The following is a 15,317-nucleotide window of genomic DNA, read 5'->3' on the forward strand; positions in this document are numbered from 1 at the left end:
TCAATCAAATCAGTGCTGTAGCTCATAATAAAAACTAGCCGCACTTAAAAGATAAAACGGCGCCGTTTCTGTCCGCAAAATTCGCGGTCCTAAACCGCAAAGCTTCGCGCCAGCAGCCTGGAATTTTTCAATTTCGCTTGGCGTTAGCCCACCTTCTGGACCAAACACCACCAATAGCTTCTGACCTGCCTCAAGCACCTGAAAGGTTTGTACTAATTGTGCTTGCTCGCCCTGTTTCGCAGATTCTTCATAAGCGATCAGCACCGCATCATAGTCAGAAAATCCTGCGATCAACTCTTTTTCTGAAGTGAAGTTGACTGTCGGAAGTGCTTGGCGATGGGATTGTTCTGCTGCTTCCAGAGCGATTTTATTCAAGCGTTGCTGCTTCTTTTTCTGCTTCTTGGCATCCCATTTTGCTACGGAACTTTCTCCAGGAAAGGCGATAAAATCATACGCCCCAAGTTCCGTCCCTTTTTGCACGATCAATTCCAATTTTTCTCCTTTTGGAAAACCACTGGCGATCGTAATATGAATCGGTAACTCTCGCTGCAAACTCTCTTTTTCTACTTCTATTAAGGTCACCTTGTCACTATCGATTGCAGTGATTTTGGCTTTAATGGCCGTTTGATCATTAAAAACGAGAAAAACGTGATCGTCCACAGACATGCGCATCACCCGAGACATATGATGATGCGGCTCCCCGCTAACTTCTATAGTTGGCTGATAAGCTTGATCAATAAAATAGCGCTGCATGTTAGTCTTCCTCTGGTTTCTTCAAAATGAGCGCGAACCAATCCTTCTGTTGGAAGATTCGATCCACTTCAAACCCTTGTGCATACATCTCTTCCAGTACCATGTCTTTTTTATCTTCGATGATACCTGAAACGATGAATGTGCCATCTGGTTTCAATAAACGCCATGCATCTTCAATCATCAAAACAATGATATCCGCTAAGATATTCGCCACAATGACATCGGCCTCTTGCTCTACGCCCACCAATAGATCGTTTGCTGATACATGGATATTTTCCGTATTCGCATTTAGATCCACATTTTCCTGTGCCGAACGAACAGCTACTTCATCTAAGTCATAGGCATAAATAGTCTTCGCTCCATAAAGTGAGCTGGCGATACTCAGTACACCAGAGCCAGTTCCGACATCCAAAACTGTTTCCCCACCACGAAGCACTGTTTCTAATGCTTGTAAGGTCAGATTTGTGGTTGGATGCGTCCCTGTTCCGAAAGCCATGCCAGGATCTAGCGTAATAATTTTCTCATCTTCATGTTGGGCTTCATAATTTTCCCAACTTGGTACAATCGTCAAATAACGCGTCACGCGTACAGGATGATAATACTTTTTCCAAGCCGTTGCCCAATCACTTTCTTCCACTTCGCTGACTTCCACGATATTTTTACCAATATTCAATCCGTACTCTGGTAATTTTTCGATCTTCGTTTTAATGAAAGGCAAGATTTCCGGCAAGAAAATCGTTTCTGGGAAATAAGCCATCACAATGGCACCCTCCGTTAAACTAGAAAATGTTTTCTTATCCAAAAGCTCTCCGTACTGGTCTTCTTGATAATTCTCAAAGTCCAACGCATCTTCGATCGCGACACCCGATGCGCCAGCTTCCATTAAAATATTCGAAACAGCCTCGACTGCCTCACTTTCTGTTGTTACTTTCACTTCATTCCACTTCATTATTTTCTCCCCTTAATAACTTGGATACGGCAAATAGCTGCTGTCAGTTGGTTTGATTAATGCTTTAAATACAGCATCGTCCCATGTCATTTCAAAAATCGCATCGTCACTATCATCTGCCAAGAAGTCCAGCAAATCACTTTGTCCTTCTTCGATCACCTCTTTTAAATAGTCAACAACTGCCGTCAATTCATTTTTCTTCATGCCTTTTTTGCCTTCATAAGGGATTACCGCTAAAAAGTCATCTGGATCGTAGCTCGATTTATCAGGATCAACCAATAAAATCGCATCTTCAAATTCAATAATCTCTTCTTCGGAAGCCACGCCATCCACATCATCGATCTCAACTTGTCCTTTATTTTCACCATAAATCCGAAATGCGATCTCGAAACTATGATTACGCGTATCCCAATCCAGTGCTAGCTCATAATCAGGGATTTTCTTGTTTAAATAATTGTCTAAATAAGTCACCATGGTTTCTTTTGCCATTTTTAATTCCTCCAGCCATTATTTTCTTCTATTAAATTCTTTCGTTGATTGGTTATGTATGGGTTACCACGAACAACAAAGCGCAGCGGTTTTTCTGTCCAAACGCCCTTATTAGGAATACCAATGCGGGGAAGTGCGTCGATCTGTTTAGGGATTCGTCTTTTTTCTGGAACAAGATGCAGCGAACTAGAAAAAATCGATTCGCCATATAAGTCACGAGTGATTCCCAGCGCTTCAACCAATTTTCCCGGGCCATCCGAAACGGCAGCACCCATTCTGCCATGACGATTCAGAATCATTTGCTCCATGCCTTCCACTGGTTCGAATCCCCGAATCATCACTCCCTGCGGCATTCCCACAGGCTGTGTGATCATGTTCAATATCAAATGCGTATGCATCGTATATAAATAGATTGTTCCCGGTTTTTCATACATCGCTCGAACTCGGGGCGTATCACGCATGCCGTAGCTATGGGCCGCCTCATCATCAGGGCCAAGATAGGCTTCACAATCGACAATATAACCGCCTAATTTCCCCTCGGATGTCTCGTGCTCTAAATACATACCTAGTAAGTATTTGGCGATATTCTCCGTTGATTCCGTATTAAAATAATTGATTACTTGCTCCATTTTCCTCACCTTCTACATGATACACAATAATCCTGCCACACGCTACGCCCAGCGATCAAAACTCAGCAAACACAAAGGAATAATGCTATAATGAGAACATACATTTGCTCATTAATAGTCCTATTCTCTATTGTTAATTGAAAGTGGGCTTGTATACCACTATAATAAATCAATTTCAAAAAAGGAGGTTCCTTATGCAACAGCCTTTAGCCTATCGCATGCGTCCTCGCAACTTAGATGAAGTTGTCGGACAGCAGCAGTTAGTTGGATCGGGGAAAATCATTCGCCGGATGGTCGAAGCACGGATGCTTTCTTCGATGATTTTATATGGACCACCGGGCACAGGAAAAACCAGTATCGCCAGCGCGATCGCTGGTTCAACCAACTACGCTTTTCGGATGCTGAATGCGGCAACCGATACCAAGAAAGATTTGCAGATTGTCGCCGAAGAAGCAAAAATGAGCGGCACAGTCATTTTATTACTAGATGAAGTTCATCGTTTAGACAAAACCAAACAAGATTTCCTGCTGCCTCATTTAGAAAGTGGTCGGATCATTATGATCGGTGCCACAACGGAAAATCCCTATATCACGATTAATCCTGCGATTCGCAGCCGGACACAGATTTTTGAAGTAAAGCCCTTAGACGAGGATGATATTATCACAGCCGTAAAGTCGGCATTGGAAGATGAAGAACGCGGACTCGGAGAATACCCAGTTGAACTGGATGAAGAGGCATTGAAGCATTTAGCACGTGCGACCAATGGTGACTTGAGAAGTGCCTTGAACGGCTTGGAATTAGCTACGAAATCCACGCCGAAAAATGATGAGGGGAAGATCCATTTAACTCTTTCAATCATTGAAGAGTGTGTACAGCGAAAAGCCCTGACCCACGATAAAGATGGCGATGCCCATTATGATGTGATCTCAGCCTTTCAAAAGTCGATTCGCGGCAGTGATGTTAACGCGGCGCTCCATTATCTTGGACGATTGGTCGAAGCCGGCGACCTCCCGATTATTTGTCGTCGCTTAATGGTCATTGGCTATGAAGATATCGGCTTAGGAAATCCGCCTGCTGCCGCTCGAACGGTGCAAGCAGTCCAAGCCGCCGAAAAATTAGGCTTTCCCGAAGCACGGATTCCTCTGGCAAACGCCGTCGTTGACCTCTGTCTTTCGCCCAAGTCCAATTCGGCCTACGCAGCCTTGGATGCAGCGATCACAGATATTCGCATGGGCAATGCTGGTGAGGTGCCGGATCATTTGCGCGACAGTCATTACAAAGGAGCCAAAGCTTTGGATCGCGGCATCGGTTATCAATATCCCCATAGCTTTGAAAATGCTTGGGTCGATCAGCAATATCTACCTGATAAGATCAAGGATGCCCATTACTACGAACCAAAGTCCACTGGTAAATATGAACAAGCACTTGGTCAGCAATACCAGCGCATTGAAGAATGGAAGAAGAAAAAGTAAGGGACTTCAATTAAGTAAGGTTCCCTTTTAAGAATTGAATACACTACGAAAAGTGGGTACTGGGGTACTCACTTTTTTCGTTATTCAAATCATATCTGCTTTTGAGCATCACAAATAAACCTGCCATATTCGAACTTTTCCCCATACTAAATAAGCGTGATCATTCTACGAATTTTTTCATCGAACGCTCTGAATACTCACCTATAGAAATACAAGCACCTAGGTGTCACTTCCATTTCTTGCCCTTCTTATTCTTTCCACTTTTCTTTTTCTTCTTTTTCTTCTTAGTCTCTAGCTGAATCTGTCCTTTACTTTTACCCTTATTCGGGGAAGAGGAAGCTTTATTCTGTGGCTTGTTGGCGACTTTTGAGGTAGGAGGCTGCTCTGGAACGACGGGATTAGGTGCGGCGGAACATCCTTTTGGCTCCGTCTGCAGCGCGGCTTGCGTCAGCTGGTACTTCGCCTCTTCTTTATCCATGTACTTCTCATAGGACAGCTTGTTTGTACCGGCGCCACTTACTACAGGAACGGGGTTGACGTTTTTTTTGGGGGTGCTGCTATCAATAGTAGAATCAAGTGTTAAATGTGTGCTGTTTGTTGGGGGTGGAGTCAAAGATGTTTGGGCAGACTCCTCCTTCTGATTTTGTTGAGTCTTCTTAGCTTTGCGCTTCACACCGCTGCGTCTTAGAGGACTTTCATATTCTAAAAATTCTGTAAAACGACGAATTCCTTTAGCGTTCTGGAAAATCGTCAAAGTTGTCATAATAGGCAATAACTCAGCAACTTCATCAGCTTTATTCGGTGAATCTTCGGAAATTCCCTTCGTATCGCGCAGGGTCCATTTACTCTTTTTTCCACTGGCGTCTGTAAAAGTTGATACGATATCAAAGGTAAATTCAGAAATTTCAGGCTCTTCGCTGGTCATCTTCTCTAAAAGTTCTTTATATCTACGTGTTTCCTTGGTAAATTCGCGGTATTCTGTCTCATTCATGAAAAGCCGGTCGATAACAGTCATCCATTCCTTTTTACCATCCGCCTTTTTCCCCGAGAAGAATTTTTCAAAATACACGCAATGCTTCCGCAAGGTATCATTTGGTTCTGTTGTAAGGAATATTTGGCGAATAAGGTCCGTCAGCAGATCAACAGAGTAATCATTACGGCACAAAGCGTTCCTCAGCAGGATAGCAACAAGTGCTTCCACGACCTTTGAAGCATTTTGGGTTTGTTCGAAATACTGCCGAACTCTTTTCATAAGATTTTCCTTGGTCATTCTTCCAAAAATCTGAATAAAATCCAATTTGACTAGTTCCATGCTGAACACCCTTTCATTTTTCACTTTAACAGAATATGATTACATACTTTTTTATATTGATAGAGTACCAGTTAAATAACTGGTGTGTAAATAGGCTGGATTGGCAAACATTTTTAGAAAAATTAAATGATTTGGGTAATACAAGTAATTATCACCTATCAACACAATTACAAAATACTAAATAGAGAACAAAAAATAACTGTAATTAGCCATTTTCGCTTATCGCGATGAATATCGTCAGCATGTTCATTTGATTTTTTCAAATTTACACTAATAGCTAAGTAATTGGAATAGTTATAATTTTTTCGCAAAAAAAGTGATCATCCGTAAGAAAGATGATCACTAAAGAATTTTCTATTTTCTCTTAGGGACCTTTTTTGTTCTGCTCATCTCTACATTTGAATACATTACGATTATTCGTTGATACTTTTGGCTTTATTCGTCAGAAAGATACTGGGAATAAAGATCAACGCTAGAACAACGACTGAAACGAGAAAACCGGCATGATAAGCAGATAGTTCATGGGCAATAGTCGGTTGTGCCCCCTGCAAAACGGTCGCGACAACTGTTGCGATCATCGCTGTTCCAAAGCTTGAACCTAGATTTTCGATAATATTGATACCAACGCCAGCATCCGGCAGCTCTTCATCAGCAAGTCCTGTATAGGCATCACTAGTCAATGGCAGATTGATTCCGCCAAAGCTGGTTCCGCGAATGAATAAGATCAACGCGATCCAAATCATACTTGTCTTATCTGTGACAAACACTAACGGAATCGTACCTGCTAAAGAAATGATTAGGCTCACAATAACGACATATTTCGCGCCAAGTTTATCGATCAGCTTCCCGATCAATGGACGTGTAACCAACATACCGATCCCCTGGGGAATCAAAGCGATCGCTGTCTCCATCGCAGAATAGTGACGGAAGTTTTGGAAGAACAGCGGCAGGATCAACATTGGACCCATGATGGCGATGTTCGCGAAAAACAGCCCGATACTCGACGCCTTGAAGCTTCTATGAGAGAAGATCGTCAGCGGCAGAACCGTCTGATGATTCTTTCTGCGGTCGTAAAGAATATAAACAATTAGCAGCGAAATACCGATTCCTGTCCAGATCAATGATTCGCTATTATGGAAGGTCGCGTGATCCGCCGCCTTTGTAATCCCATAGATCAAGGCCGCGCTCATCACGGATAGGTCAAGGATACCAAAAACGTCCAGTTTGCTTGCACGATTAAATGGTTCGAAGCTGGGCAAAGTGCGCGCCATCAACGGTGCAGAAATTAGGGCGATGAAAACATTGATGAAAAAGATCCAGCGCCATGAAGCTGCCTGAACGATGAAACCGCCTAGTACTGGACCAAGGATCGGACCGAAGATCATCGGTGTACTGACAATCGCCATCACACGACCAATATTTTCTGATCCTGCCGTCTTCACTAGCAGAGTGGACATCAGAGGCGTGATGATTCCAGCAGTAAAGCCTTGAAGTAAGCGAAACGTAATAAAGCTGGTGACATTCCAGCTGATACCGGCAAGAACAGAGGTGATACCAAAGAAAATCACGGCGCCGATGAAGATTTTTTTGCCGTCAAAACGATTCATCAGCCAACCTGCGATCGGCACGGCAATCGCCAAAGCTAGGACATAGCCAGTGATCGCCCACTGGATCATCGATAGTGTCGTGTGAAAATTTTTAGTTAATTGATCGATGGCGATATTCACCATCGTAGAATCGAGCATTGGTGCAATGGCGCCAAGAGCGATCGCCCAGGCAGCCGATAAAACTTCTTTTGGTAATTTAGTTGATTGAGTCATAAGGGACTCCTTTCGTATAATTATTGGATGTATATTCTGTTTTTAACGTAAAACAGATTCTCGAGGCCCTCTTCGCTGCAGCCGAAGAGTCTTTTTGTTTCCCAGGAAACTATACAACTGTTTTGTTTCCTAGTCAACAATATTTTTTTAGAAAAAAGACAGCCTCCTTTTGAGACTGTCGCAATTGCTATTTGATCGTCAAATGTTGTTTTTTGATTTCTTGGTCCAGATGCTGATTGTAACGTTCAAGAAATTTTAGAAAGGCCTCGTATTGTTCATCTTTGATGGGTTCAAAAACGACTTGATCACGATCTTCAAATTCTTTATGTAGTCGTTCATGGATATCAAAAACCGTTTTTCCTTCAGCTGTCAGCTTAAAATAGATTTCTTTTTTATTGTCCGCTTTTTGATAGCTTTCGATATACTGCTTTTTTAACATTTTTTTCGTTAATTTGCTGATAGCTCCACGAGTCATATACATCGATTCCGCCATTTTTGTGACGTTCGGGTCTTTATGCTTCCCAATAAACTCAATGCAATGAACCTCGGAGACCGCATATCCGGCTAATTCCTTCTCCATCTTGACCTTATCCAGCCACGCTCGCTTATTGAACACCTCGGCAAAACCGGCTAGGACTTCCTCTTTTTTATTCATAATTTTTCTCCTAGAATATAATAATGAATTTATTTCTCTAAAAAGAACAAACGAACATTTATCCGTTTTGTTTCTCGATTAAGCGCAAGACCATTCTAGATTGTTTTTGTTTCTTTTTCAACAAAATTATTCACTATTCTCCAGCATCGCTCTATATAATAGCGTGTAGTAGTGACGCAAGTAGGTAAATTTTTCCCTTTCTATTCGCCTCAAAAAAAAACGAATAGAAAGATTTGTATCCAAAGCGAAAAATAAGTATTTTGCTTTGACAGATTCGCTTCTTTTTTTATACAATGTACCTATAGAAGACGTAAGTGTTTTTGGATTGCTTCACATTTTTAGATATAAGCCACTTCGTTGCGTCTCAATAATGACTGTGCTATGATTGAGATGGAAATTCTGTGATGTGCGCGTTGCCTATTTCAGTGTTGACCGAACATTTTTATTGATATCTTGGGATCTGTCTTGTGTCAAAGTTGGTAACATGCCTTTACATTTGGTAGTTCAATGCTTAGACCATGGAACCCACCTGCTAGATTTTGCGGGATCAATACTATCGGGTGAATAACGGCATCGACGGAATTTTCCATTTTTATGGAATGAAAGCAATTTGCGTACTGCAAATTGCTTTTTGTTGTATAGGAGGAAAAAGATGATCCGTATTTTATTATTTTTACTAGCACTTATTTTATTATTCTGTAGTTATTATTTGATCAAAAAGCCACAAGGATTGCTCCTTCTCTTCAGCAAAGAGATGCAAACGGAAGCCCGCAGCTTTTTACGCCAATTTGGAATTATTTATGCCGTCTTAGGAATCATGGCGTTTTTGGTCGGCATAATCAATAACCGCTCTTACTCAATGATGTATTTGGTTCTGCTTTTAGTGGTCGCAGCTGTCTTCGCCTTGTTGATGGGTTCAAAAACAAAAAAAGGGTAACAGTACCATTTTCAAGAAATTTGATTTAAAATGAAGATGTGAAAAGAATATCAGACAACTGTTTACATTTTTTATATGTACTTGGTAAAAAGTTGAGTGATACGCATCTTAAAAATGAGATTTATTTTTCTAAACGGAAAAACAAATACTCTGAAAAGAAAAAGGAGTTGGAAACGATGGATCAAGAATACAGTAAAATCATGGTGGCAGTCGACGGTTCAAATGAAGCGGAATTGGCATTTAGAAAAGCGGTCAATGTCGCAAAACGAAACCAAGCGGAATTATTACTTGCTCATGTCATTGATACACGTGCGTTTCAAACAGTTTCTTCTTTTGATAATGTACTTGCTGAACAAGCCACAGACATGGCAAAGCAAACGTTGGCTGATTACGAAGCGGAAGCGAAGAAGGCTGGTGTCAAAAATATCAGTAAAGTCATTGAATATGGTGCGCCAAAAGTAATGATCGCCAATCAAATCCCTGAAAGCAATCAAATCGATCTGATTATGCTGGGTGCAACTGGTTTGAATGCTGTTGAACGCTTGTTCATCGGTTCAGTCTCTGAATATGTTATTCGCAATGCAGACTGTGACGTATTGATCGTCCGGACAGACTTAGACAACAAGGTTCCTGAAGAGGAAGACTAGGTTAAAAAACTATCAAAGAGGGTGTGCCGCACGGCACACCCTCTTTTGCTTTCATTTAAATTTAATCCAGCATTGATTTGTAAAGTCCAACAATCTCTTCCACTGTAGCATCTCGCGGATTCCCTGGTGAACATACATCCCGGAAAGCATCTTCTGCGATTTTTTGTACATCTTCTTCCTTCATACCGATCTCAGTCAGACTTTGTGGAATACCAACATCGATTCCTAATTGCTTCACTGCTTGAACGGCTGCATCGCGGACTTCTGCCAACGGCATATCCGCTGCCCCTTCTACACCCATAGCAACGGCTATTTCACGGTATTTTTCGCCAGTATGATCCTTATTGAAATCCATGATCATTGGCAGCAATGTCGCGCAAGCCACTCCATGAGGCGTATCATACCAAGCTGATAATGGGTGCGCCATTCCATGAACTAAACCTAATCCAACATTTGAGAAGCCCATACCGGCGATATATTGACCCAACGCCATTTTTTCGCGCGCTTCTTGATTACCAGCAACCGAGTCCCGTAAAGCATGGCTGATAATTCCGATTGCTTTGATGTGAAGCATATCGGTCATTTCCCAAGCGCCTTTGGTAATAAACCCTTCGATCGCATGCGTCAAAGCATCCATACCTGTTGCGGCACATAATGCGGTCGGCATTCCCATCATCATGTCGCTGTCAACAAATGCTACGACTGGAATATCATGGGGATCGACACAAACAAATTTACGTGAATTGGCTTTGTCAGTGATGACATAATTGATTGTTACCTCGGCAGCTGTTCCCGAAGTGGTCGGTACTGCTAAAATTGGTAGAGATGGCTTTTTCGTCTCCGCTACTCCTTCAAGACTGATGACGTCTGAGAATTCAGGATTTGTAGTAATAATTCCGATTGCTTTAGCCGTATCGATCGGTGAACCCCCGCCAATGGCTACAATATAATCTGCTCCAGCTGCTCGACAAGCCTTGACCCCAGCCTGAACGTCCTCAATGGAAGGATTCGGAACGATCCCATCAAAAATCTCATAGCTTAACCCTGCTTTGTCTAAAATCGTTGTGACTCTCGTTGCTACTTCAAATTTCAATAAATCTTTATCTGTCACAACTAATGCTTTTTTGAATCCACGTTTTTTTGCTTCATTGGCTACTTCTTGAATCGCGCCTTTTCCAAAATAAGACGTCTCATTCAAAATCATTCGATTCACTACCATAGTATCTCTCCTCTTATTGTGTTTTATTTCACATTAAATTATCTCATATCAATAAAACGCTTTCTATGACATGTTATACAAATTTTTTGCTCTAAAACAGCAACTATGAATCACTGCGTTCAGAATCATCCCTCTTTCGTCTTAAAACTTGAAACCCTTGATAATTTAGCCTTGTCAAACCATTCTTTACTAAATGATGACTGCGTACCTCTTCAAGTTTGTACAGCTTGGTATCTTTATTATCACTTATCCGCAAAAGTGTTTATGTTCACCTATTGTATTTAAAAAGAAACGACAGCGCGTTTCTTTTATAGCTCAAATACTTGTTCCAAATCAAACGTCACCGGTGAATTATCAGAATTAGTTTCCATCAGATCTGCCATAAAATCCCACCATTTGCGGTTGATTTCTGTATCCGCCGTTTGTGCCCACTTTTCTTCATCTTCGATCTCTAGATAACCAAATAGATAATCTGTTTCTGGATCAAAGAAGATCGAATAGCTGATCGCACCATTCTCTTTTAACATCTCACGCATCTCTGGCCAAAGTTCATTATGGCGCTTTGCATAATCCTCTTTTAATCCTGAATAAAGTTTCATTCGTATAGCCTTTTTTATCATACAGTTGGCACCTGCGCTTCAAAAAATTCTGGATTTGGTGTGATGCCAAATTGTTTTGCTAAAGCGATGAAGTTTTCATCGCTAATCGTTTGTCTGATACCGCCTTGGGCCTGCACATAAGTATAGACCTGTGCTGCTTTTTCAGCCGTTTCGATCAAGCCAAAGGTTTCATCCATGGTGCGGCCTGCCCCATAAACGCCATGGAAAGACCAAAGAACCAAACGAGCTTCTCGCATTTTTTCCGCTGTTGCTTCACCGATCTCATTGGACCCAGGAATCAGCCAAGGCAAGACCTGCACCCCTTCAGGGAAAACGACCAGACATTCTGTACACATTTCCCATAGCGTCCGTGTGATTGCCTTTGAGGTCAGTTCGTGGCTGAAAGTCATCGCTAGTAAATGAGTGGCATGACAATGCATCACGACACGATTCTCAGGGTCGACCGTCAATCGAGAGATGTGACTCATTAAATGGGCAGGTAATTCACTCGTTGGCACGCCGCCATCCGTATAGCCCCATAACAAATCCACACTTTGACCATCATCCGCCACTCGTAGCACACCTAAATTATTGGCAGGGGCTTTTGCAACATTTTTAAAATATTTTCCCGACCCAGTAACAATGAAATATCTCCCCTTCAAAGCCGTCCCATCGAAAGCCATGGGAATATTCCGCAACACGTTTGTCGTGTCCAAATATTCACTGACGTCTGCTTCATCTAATAAATAAGAGATGTTGCCGCCATTTCTTTCATCCCAGCCTAAACGATAAAGATTGCTGGTTACTTCCACCATTTCTTCTACAAATGAAGCTTCTAAAATATTTTTCACGATTGATTCCTCCAAAGTTTTATCTAGCAAGGCGGGAAATATCCCGCCAAATCATTAGCCGATTGATGCGATCAATTCTTTTTCACGAGTAGAAAGTACGTCTCTTTCATAATTCATTACTTCGTCATACCAGTTCATACCCACGGGCGTGTTGTTTTGTTCACAGAAGTAGTTCCACACATCGGCATATGGGAAATCCTTCAATTCTTCGGTCAGTGCTAAGCGTTTCGTATAATCGGACGCCAATTCCATTTCTTTTAGGTCAGTGATTGGTTCAAGCATCGCTTTCAATAAAGCTTTTTGTGTATTGCGCGTACCAACGACCCAAGCCGCTATCCGGTTAATGGTTGCATCAAAAAAGTCTAAGCCAATATTGGTTTTACCTAATAGATCATTCCGAACGATTTCTTTGCCGATTTCCTGCAATTCATCGTCCATAATCACTACATGGTCAGAATCCCAACGAACAGGGCGTGAAACATGCAGCATGATGCCTTTAGAAAATAGCGCTAATGAAGACAGTTTGTTCGAAATGACTTCCGTTGGATGAAAATGTCCCGCATCTAAACAAATCAATTTGTCGCGCGTTAGCCCATAACCCATATAAAACTCATGGGAACCAACGGTGTAAGCTTCTGCACCTAGACCGAATAACTTACTTTCAACTGCTTCTTGGGTATATTCTTCGTTTAAATCCTCCGCAAAAATCGCATCTAATGACTCCAGCATACGTTTACGCGGACTGTAACGATCGATGGGATTGTCCTTCATGCCATCTGGCATCCAGAAATTGTTGATACATGTTTGACCTGTTTCTTTTCCTAGATATTCAGCAATCTTGCGGCTGCGTTTGCCATGTTCGATCCAGAAGTCGCGTACAGCTTGATCTGGATGAGCCAAAGTCATGCCGTCTTTCATCATTGGATGAGAGAAGAAGGTTGGGTTGAAGTCCAGACCAACTCCTTGTTCATTTGCCCAGCTAGCCCATTTTTCAAAGTGTTTAGGTTCTATTTCATTCAAATCAACTGCTTCATCCGTATCAAGATAGATCGCATGCAGATTAATTTTGTGACTCCCTGGAATCAATGACAAGGCTTTTTCAATGTCTTGACGTAATTGATCTGGTGTCTGAGCAGCTCCAGGATAATCGCCAGTAGCCATGATCCCGCCGGTCAATTCTCCATCTGGATTTAAGAAGCCTTTTACATCATCACCTTGCCAGCAATGCATCGAGATTTTTACATCCTGTAATTTCTTCAAAGCCGCATCGGTATCGACACCAATCGCTGCGTAGCGTGCTTTTGCTTCTGCGTAGCGTTCCTCAACTGTTTTTGTCATTTTAGTTATCTCCTTTTTCATACAAATAATTTGGTCAATGCTTGATACTTTTCAATTGCCCCATGAGTGTTTGTTTGCGGATGGAACGCTTTCAAGGAGAAGGATTTCTTGATTCCTTCACGTCCTTCTGCAAGTGTTCCGAAGCCCTTTGTCGCCACCATCTGAACGATGATATTGCCGATCGCTGTCGCTTCGCCTGGTCCAGCCAGAACATTGATGCCGCATGCATCAGCGGTTAGTTGGTTCAATAAATCGTTGTTAGATCCCCCGCCAACAATGTGAAGCTGTGTGATCGTGCGTCCAGTGATTCTCTCAAGCTTCTCAAGCTCCACTGCGTAGCATAATGCCAAGCTGTCGTATATGCAGCGAGCTATTTCTCCTGGCGTCTCCGGCACTTTCTGAGTTGTCTCACGACAATAATTTTGAATTTCTGTAATCATATTCTCTGGATTCATAAAACGTTGCTCATTTACATCGATCAGACTGACAAAGGCTTCTTCCTGACTTGCCAATTCAGCAAGCTCAGGATAAGAGTATTGATAATCCTGCATTCGAGCGACTTCTTGGATCAACCACATGCCCATGATGTTCTTCAAGAAACGGATCGTTCCTTGAACGCCCCACTCATTAGTGAAATTGGCATCATAGGCCTCTGAAGTTGAGATGCCTCTCTCAATCTCCACACCCATCAATGACCAAGTTCCTGAACTAATGTATGCCCAATGATCGCCTTCCCCGGGTGTTCCCACGACAGCCGAAGCAGTATCGTGAGACGCAACTGCAATAACTGTGGCATTCGGCAGATCATATTCAGAGAATTTCGATTTAAGAATCGGACCTAAAATCGTCCCCGGTTCAACAGATTTTTGAAACAGGTCTTTATCCACATCAATCGCCGCCAACACAGCTTCATCAATTTTTCGTGTCTCCAAATTCATCAATTGCATAGTTGAAGCGTTGGTTTTTTCTAAGACAGCCTTTCCTGTAAGAACATAGCCTAGGTAATCTGGTATTAGTAACAATTGCTTGGCTTTAGCTAATTTCTCACGATTCTCTCTTAGTAATTGGAAAACCGTGTTGAATGGTTGAAGTTGGATCCCAGTCTTTTCATATAACTGTTGCAATGAAAAGAGTTGGTCAAATTCTTCCATCGCCTGCTCTGTTCGATTATCTCGATAACTAACCGGCTGACTCAATGGCTGGCCTTGTTCGTCGATCAAACAATAATCTACTCCCCAAGTATCAATCCCAACAAAGCATTCTTCTACGCCGCTTTGTTTGATTTTCTCTAAACCAATCAATATTTCTTTGATTAGATGATCCGCATTCCAATAATCCGTCCCATCCATATTTGTAAAACCATTTTTAAAGCGATGAATTTCTTCCAATCCGATTTTACCGCTAGAATCCTTTTCGGAGAGAATCAATCGGCCGCTTGACGCGCCAATGTCTACTGCAATGTATGTTTCCGTCATGTTCAAGCTCCTTGTCTTTGAAAATACTCCAATTGCTACCAAACAAATTTATCAATCATTATTGTGCCAAAATTACATCTAGCAAAAAGAACGAAGATGGTCCCCCATTCAAATAAATCGCTAATAGGTATAAGGACTGCCATTATAAATATTGACTCTTTATGCAGCAGAC

The 15,317-nt window shown here is 42.0% G+C and carries 15 protein-coding genes and 1 other RNA gene; 4 read left to right on the forward strand and 12 right to left on the reverse strand.

What is annotated here, in order from left to right:
* Positions 1 to 9 precede the first annotated feature (9 nt).
* From IGI44_RS14040 to IGI44_RS14055, 4 genes are read right to left on the reverse strand one after another with little or no spacing between them, the layout of a single operon-like run.
* Complete coding sequence (locus IGI44_RS14040) at positions 10 to 753, reverse strand: 16S rRNA (uracil(1498)-N(3))-methyltransferase (RefSeq protein WP_438788378.1); 744 nt, start codon at positions 751 to 753, stop codon at positions 10 to 12.
* Between the two features lies 1 nt (position 754).
* On the reverse strand, positions 755 to 1,702 hold the full coding sequence (gene prmA, locus IGI44_RS14045) for a 50S ribosomal protein L11 methyltransferase (RefSeq protein ID WP_438788379.1): 948 nt from the start codon (positions 1,700 to 1,702) through the stop codon (positions 755 to 757).
* A gap of 12 nt (positions 1,703 to 1,714) precedes the next feature.
* Positions 1,715 to 2,191, reverse strand: coding sequence for a DUF3013 family protein (locus tag IGI44_RS14050; protein WP_438788380.1), 477 nt, complete (start codon positions 2,189 to 2,191; stop codon positions 1,715 to 1,717).
* A 2-nt stretch (positions 2,192 to 2,193) separates the two neighbouring features.
* On the reverse strand, positions 2,194 to 2,820 hold the full coding sequence (locus tag IGI44_RS14055; RefSeq protein ID WP_438788382.1) for a DNA-3-methyladenine glycosylase: 627 nt from the start codon (positions 2,818 to 2,820) through the stop codon (positions 2,194 to 2,196).
* A gap of 194 nt (positions 2,821 to 3,014) precedes the next feature.
* Here IGI44_RS14055 and IGI44_RS14060 point away from each other — a divergent pair, with 194 nt between their 5' ends.
* Complete coding sequence (locus IGI44_RS14060) at positions 3,015 to 4,292, forward strand: replication-associated recombination protein A (protein ID WP_438788383.1); 1,278 nt, start codon at positions 3,015 to 3,017, stop codon at positions 4,290 to 4,292.
* Positions 4,293 to 4,518: 226 nt separating this feature from the next.
* Here IGI44_RS14060 and IGI44_RS14065 read toward each other — a convergent pair whose 3' ends face one another.
* The 3 genes from IGI44_RS14065 to IGI44_RS14075 all read right to left on the reverse strand — a co-directional run bounded on the left by IGI44_RS14065 (position 4,519) and on the right by IGI44_RS14075 (position 8,079).
* On the reverse strand, positions 4,519 to 5,604 hold the full coding sequence (locus IGI44_RS14065; protein WP_438788385.1) for a hypothetical protein: 1,086 nt from the start codon (positions 5,602 to 5,604) through the stop codon (positions 4,519 to 4,521).
* 413 nt (positions 5,605 to 6,017) lie between these two features.
* Positions 6,018 to 7,424, reverse strand: coding sequence for an MDR family MFS transporter (locus tag IGI44_RS14070; protein WP_438788386.1), 1,407 nt, complete (start codon positions 7,422 to 7,424; stop codon positions 6,018 to 6,020).
* Between the two features lie 187 nt (positions 7,425 to 7,611).
* On the reverse strand, positions 7,612 to 8,079 hold the full coding sequence (locus IGI44_RS14075; protein ID WP_438788387.1) for a MarR family winged helix-turn-helix transcriptional regulator: 468 nt from the start codon (positions 8,077 to 8,079) through the stop codon (positions 7,612 to 7,614).
* Positions 8,080 to 8,472: 393 nt separating this feature from the next.
* Here IGI44_RS14075 and ssrS point away from each other — a divergent pair.
* The 3 genes from ssrS (at position 8,473) to IGI44_RS14090 (ending at position 9,663) form a co-directional block, all read left to right on the forward strand.
* Positions 8,473 to 8,666: non-coding RNA, 6S RNA (gene ssrS, locus IGI44_RS14080), on the forward strand.
* A 65-nt stretch (positions 8,667 to 8,731) separates the two neighbouring features.
* Complete coding sequence (locus IGI44_RS14085; protein WP_438788388.1) at positions 8,732 to 9,016, forward strand: hypothetical protein; 285 nt, start codon at positions 8,732 to 8,734, stop codon at positions 9,014 to 9,016.
* Between the two features lie 176 nt (positions 9,017 to 9,192).
* Positions 9,193 to 9,663 (forward strand): universal stress protein, encoded by a 471-nt coding sequence (locus IGI44_RS14090; RefSeq protein ID WP_438788390.1) that lies wholly within the window; start codon positions 9,193 to 9,195, stop codon positions 9,661 to 9,663.
* A gap of 61 nt (positions 9,664 to 9,724) precedes the next feature.
* Here IGI44_RS14090 and fucO read toward each other — a convergent pair whose 3' ends face one another.
* The 5 genes from fucO to rhaB form a co-directional block, all read right to left on the reverse strand.
* Entirely contained in the window at positions 9,725 to 10,882 is a 1,158-nt protein-coding gene (gene fucO, locus IGI44_RS14095; protein WP_438788392.1) for a lactaldehyde reductase, read from the reverse strand.
* 308 nt (positions 10,883 to 11,190) lie between these two features.
* Positions 11,191 to 11,502, reverse strand: coding sequence for an L-rhamnose mutarotase (gene rhaM, locus IGI44_RS14100; RefSeq protein WP_438788393.1), 312 nt, complete (start codon positions 11,500 to 11,502; stop codon positions 11,191 to 11,193).
* Positions 11,499 to 12,332, reverse strand: a complete 834-nt coding sequence (rhaD, locus tag IGI44_RS14105; RefSeq protein WP_438788395.1) for a rhamnulose-1-phosphate aldolase — start codon at positions 12,330 to 12,332, stop codon at positions 11,499 to 11,501. Before rhaD ends, rhaM begins: the two co-directional genes overlap by 4 nt.
* Before the next feature lie 54 nt (positions 12,333 to 12,386).
* Positions 12,387 to 13,670, reverse strand: a complete 1,284-nt coding sequence (gene rhaA, locus IGI44_RS14110) for an L-rhamnose isomerase (protein WP_438788397.1) — start codon at positions 13,668 to 13,670, stop codon at positions 12,387 to 12,389.
* 17 nt (positions 13,671 to 13,687) lie between these two features.
* The gene (gene rhaB, locus IGI44_RS14115) at positions 13,688 to 15,145 is read right to left on the reverse strand and encodes a rhamnulokinase (protein WP_438788398.1); all 1,458 of its coding nucleotides are present in this window, start codon (positions 15,143 to 15,145) and stop codon (positions 13,688 to 13,690) included.
* Positions 15,146 to 15,317 lie beyond the last annotated feature (172 nt).

Origin of the sequence: Enterococcus sp. DIV0756, from assembly GCF_051710745.1 — a bacterium.
Taxonomy (GTDB): Bacteria; Bacillota; Bacilli; order Lactobacillales; family Enterococcaceae; genus Enterococcus_A.

What these genes read in the sequence shown, in the direction of transcription:
- IGI44_RS14040 (WP_438788378.1), bottom strand. Translation starts at nt 753, where the DNA reads ATGCAGCGCTATTTTATTGATCAAGCTTATCAGCCAACTATAGAAGTT.
- prmA (WP_438788379.1), bottom strand. Translation starts at nt 1,702, where the DNA reads ATGAAGTGGAATGAAGTGAAAGTAACAACAGAAAGTGAGGCAGTCGAG.
- IGI44_RS14050 (WP_438788380.1), bottom strand. Translation starts at nt 2,191, where the DNA reads ATGGCAAAAGAAACCATGGTGACTTATTTAGACAATTATTTAAACAAG.
- IGI44_RS14055 (WP_438788382.1), bottom strand. Translation starts at nt 2,820, where the DNA reads ATGGAGCAAGTAATCAATTATTTTAATACGGAATCAACGGAGAATATC.
- IGI44_RS14060 (WP_438788383.1), top strand. Translation starts at nt 3,015, where the DNA reads ATGCAACAGCCTTTAGCCTATCGCATGCGTCCTCGCAACTTAGATGAA.
- IGI44_RS14065 (WP_438788385.1), bottom strand. Translation starts at nt 5,604, where the DNA reads ATGGAACTAGTCAAATTGGATTTTATTCAGATTTTTGGAAGAATGACC.
- IGI44_RS14070 (WP_438788386.1), bottom strand. Translation starts at nt 7,424, where the DNA reads ATGACTCAATCAACTAAATTACCAAAAGAAGTTTTATCGGCTGCCTGG.
- IGI44_RS14075 (WP_438788387.1), bottom strand. Translation starts at nt 8,079, where the DNA reads ATGAATAAAAAAGAGGAAGTCCTAGCCGGTTTTGCCGAGGTGTTCAAT.
- IGI44_RS14085 (WP_438788388.1), top strand. Translation starts at nt 8,732, where the DNA reads ATGATCCGTATTTTATTATTTTTACTAGCACTTATTTTATTATTCTGT.
- IGI44_RS14090 (WP_438788390.1), top strand. Translation starts at nt 9,193, where the DNA reads ATGGATCAAGAATACAGTAAAATCATGGTGGCAGTCGACGGTTCAAAT.
- fucO (WP_438788392.1), bottom strand. Translation starts at nt 10,882, where the DNA reads ATGGTAGTGAATCGAATGATTTTGAATGAGACGTCTTATTTTGGAAAA.
- rhaM (WP_438788393.1), bottom strand. Translation starts at nt 11,502, where the DNA reads ATGATAAAAAAGGCTATACGAATGAAACTTTATTCAGGATTAAAAGAG.
- rhaA (WP_438788397.1), bottom strand. Translation starts at nt 13,670, where the DNA reads ATGACAAAAACAGTTGAGGAACGCTACGCAGAAGCAAAAGCACGCTAC.
- rhaB (WP_438788398.1), bottom strand. Translation starts at nt 15,145, where the DNA reads ATGACGGAAACATACATTGCAGTAGACATTGGCGCGTCAAGCGGCCGA.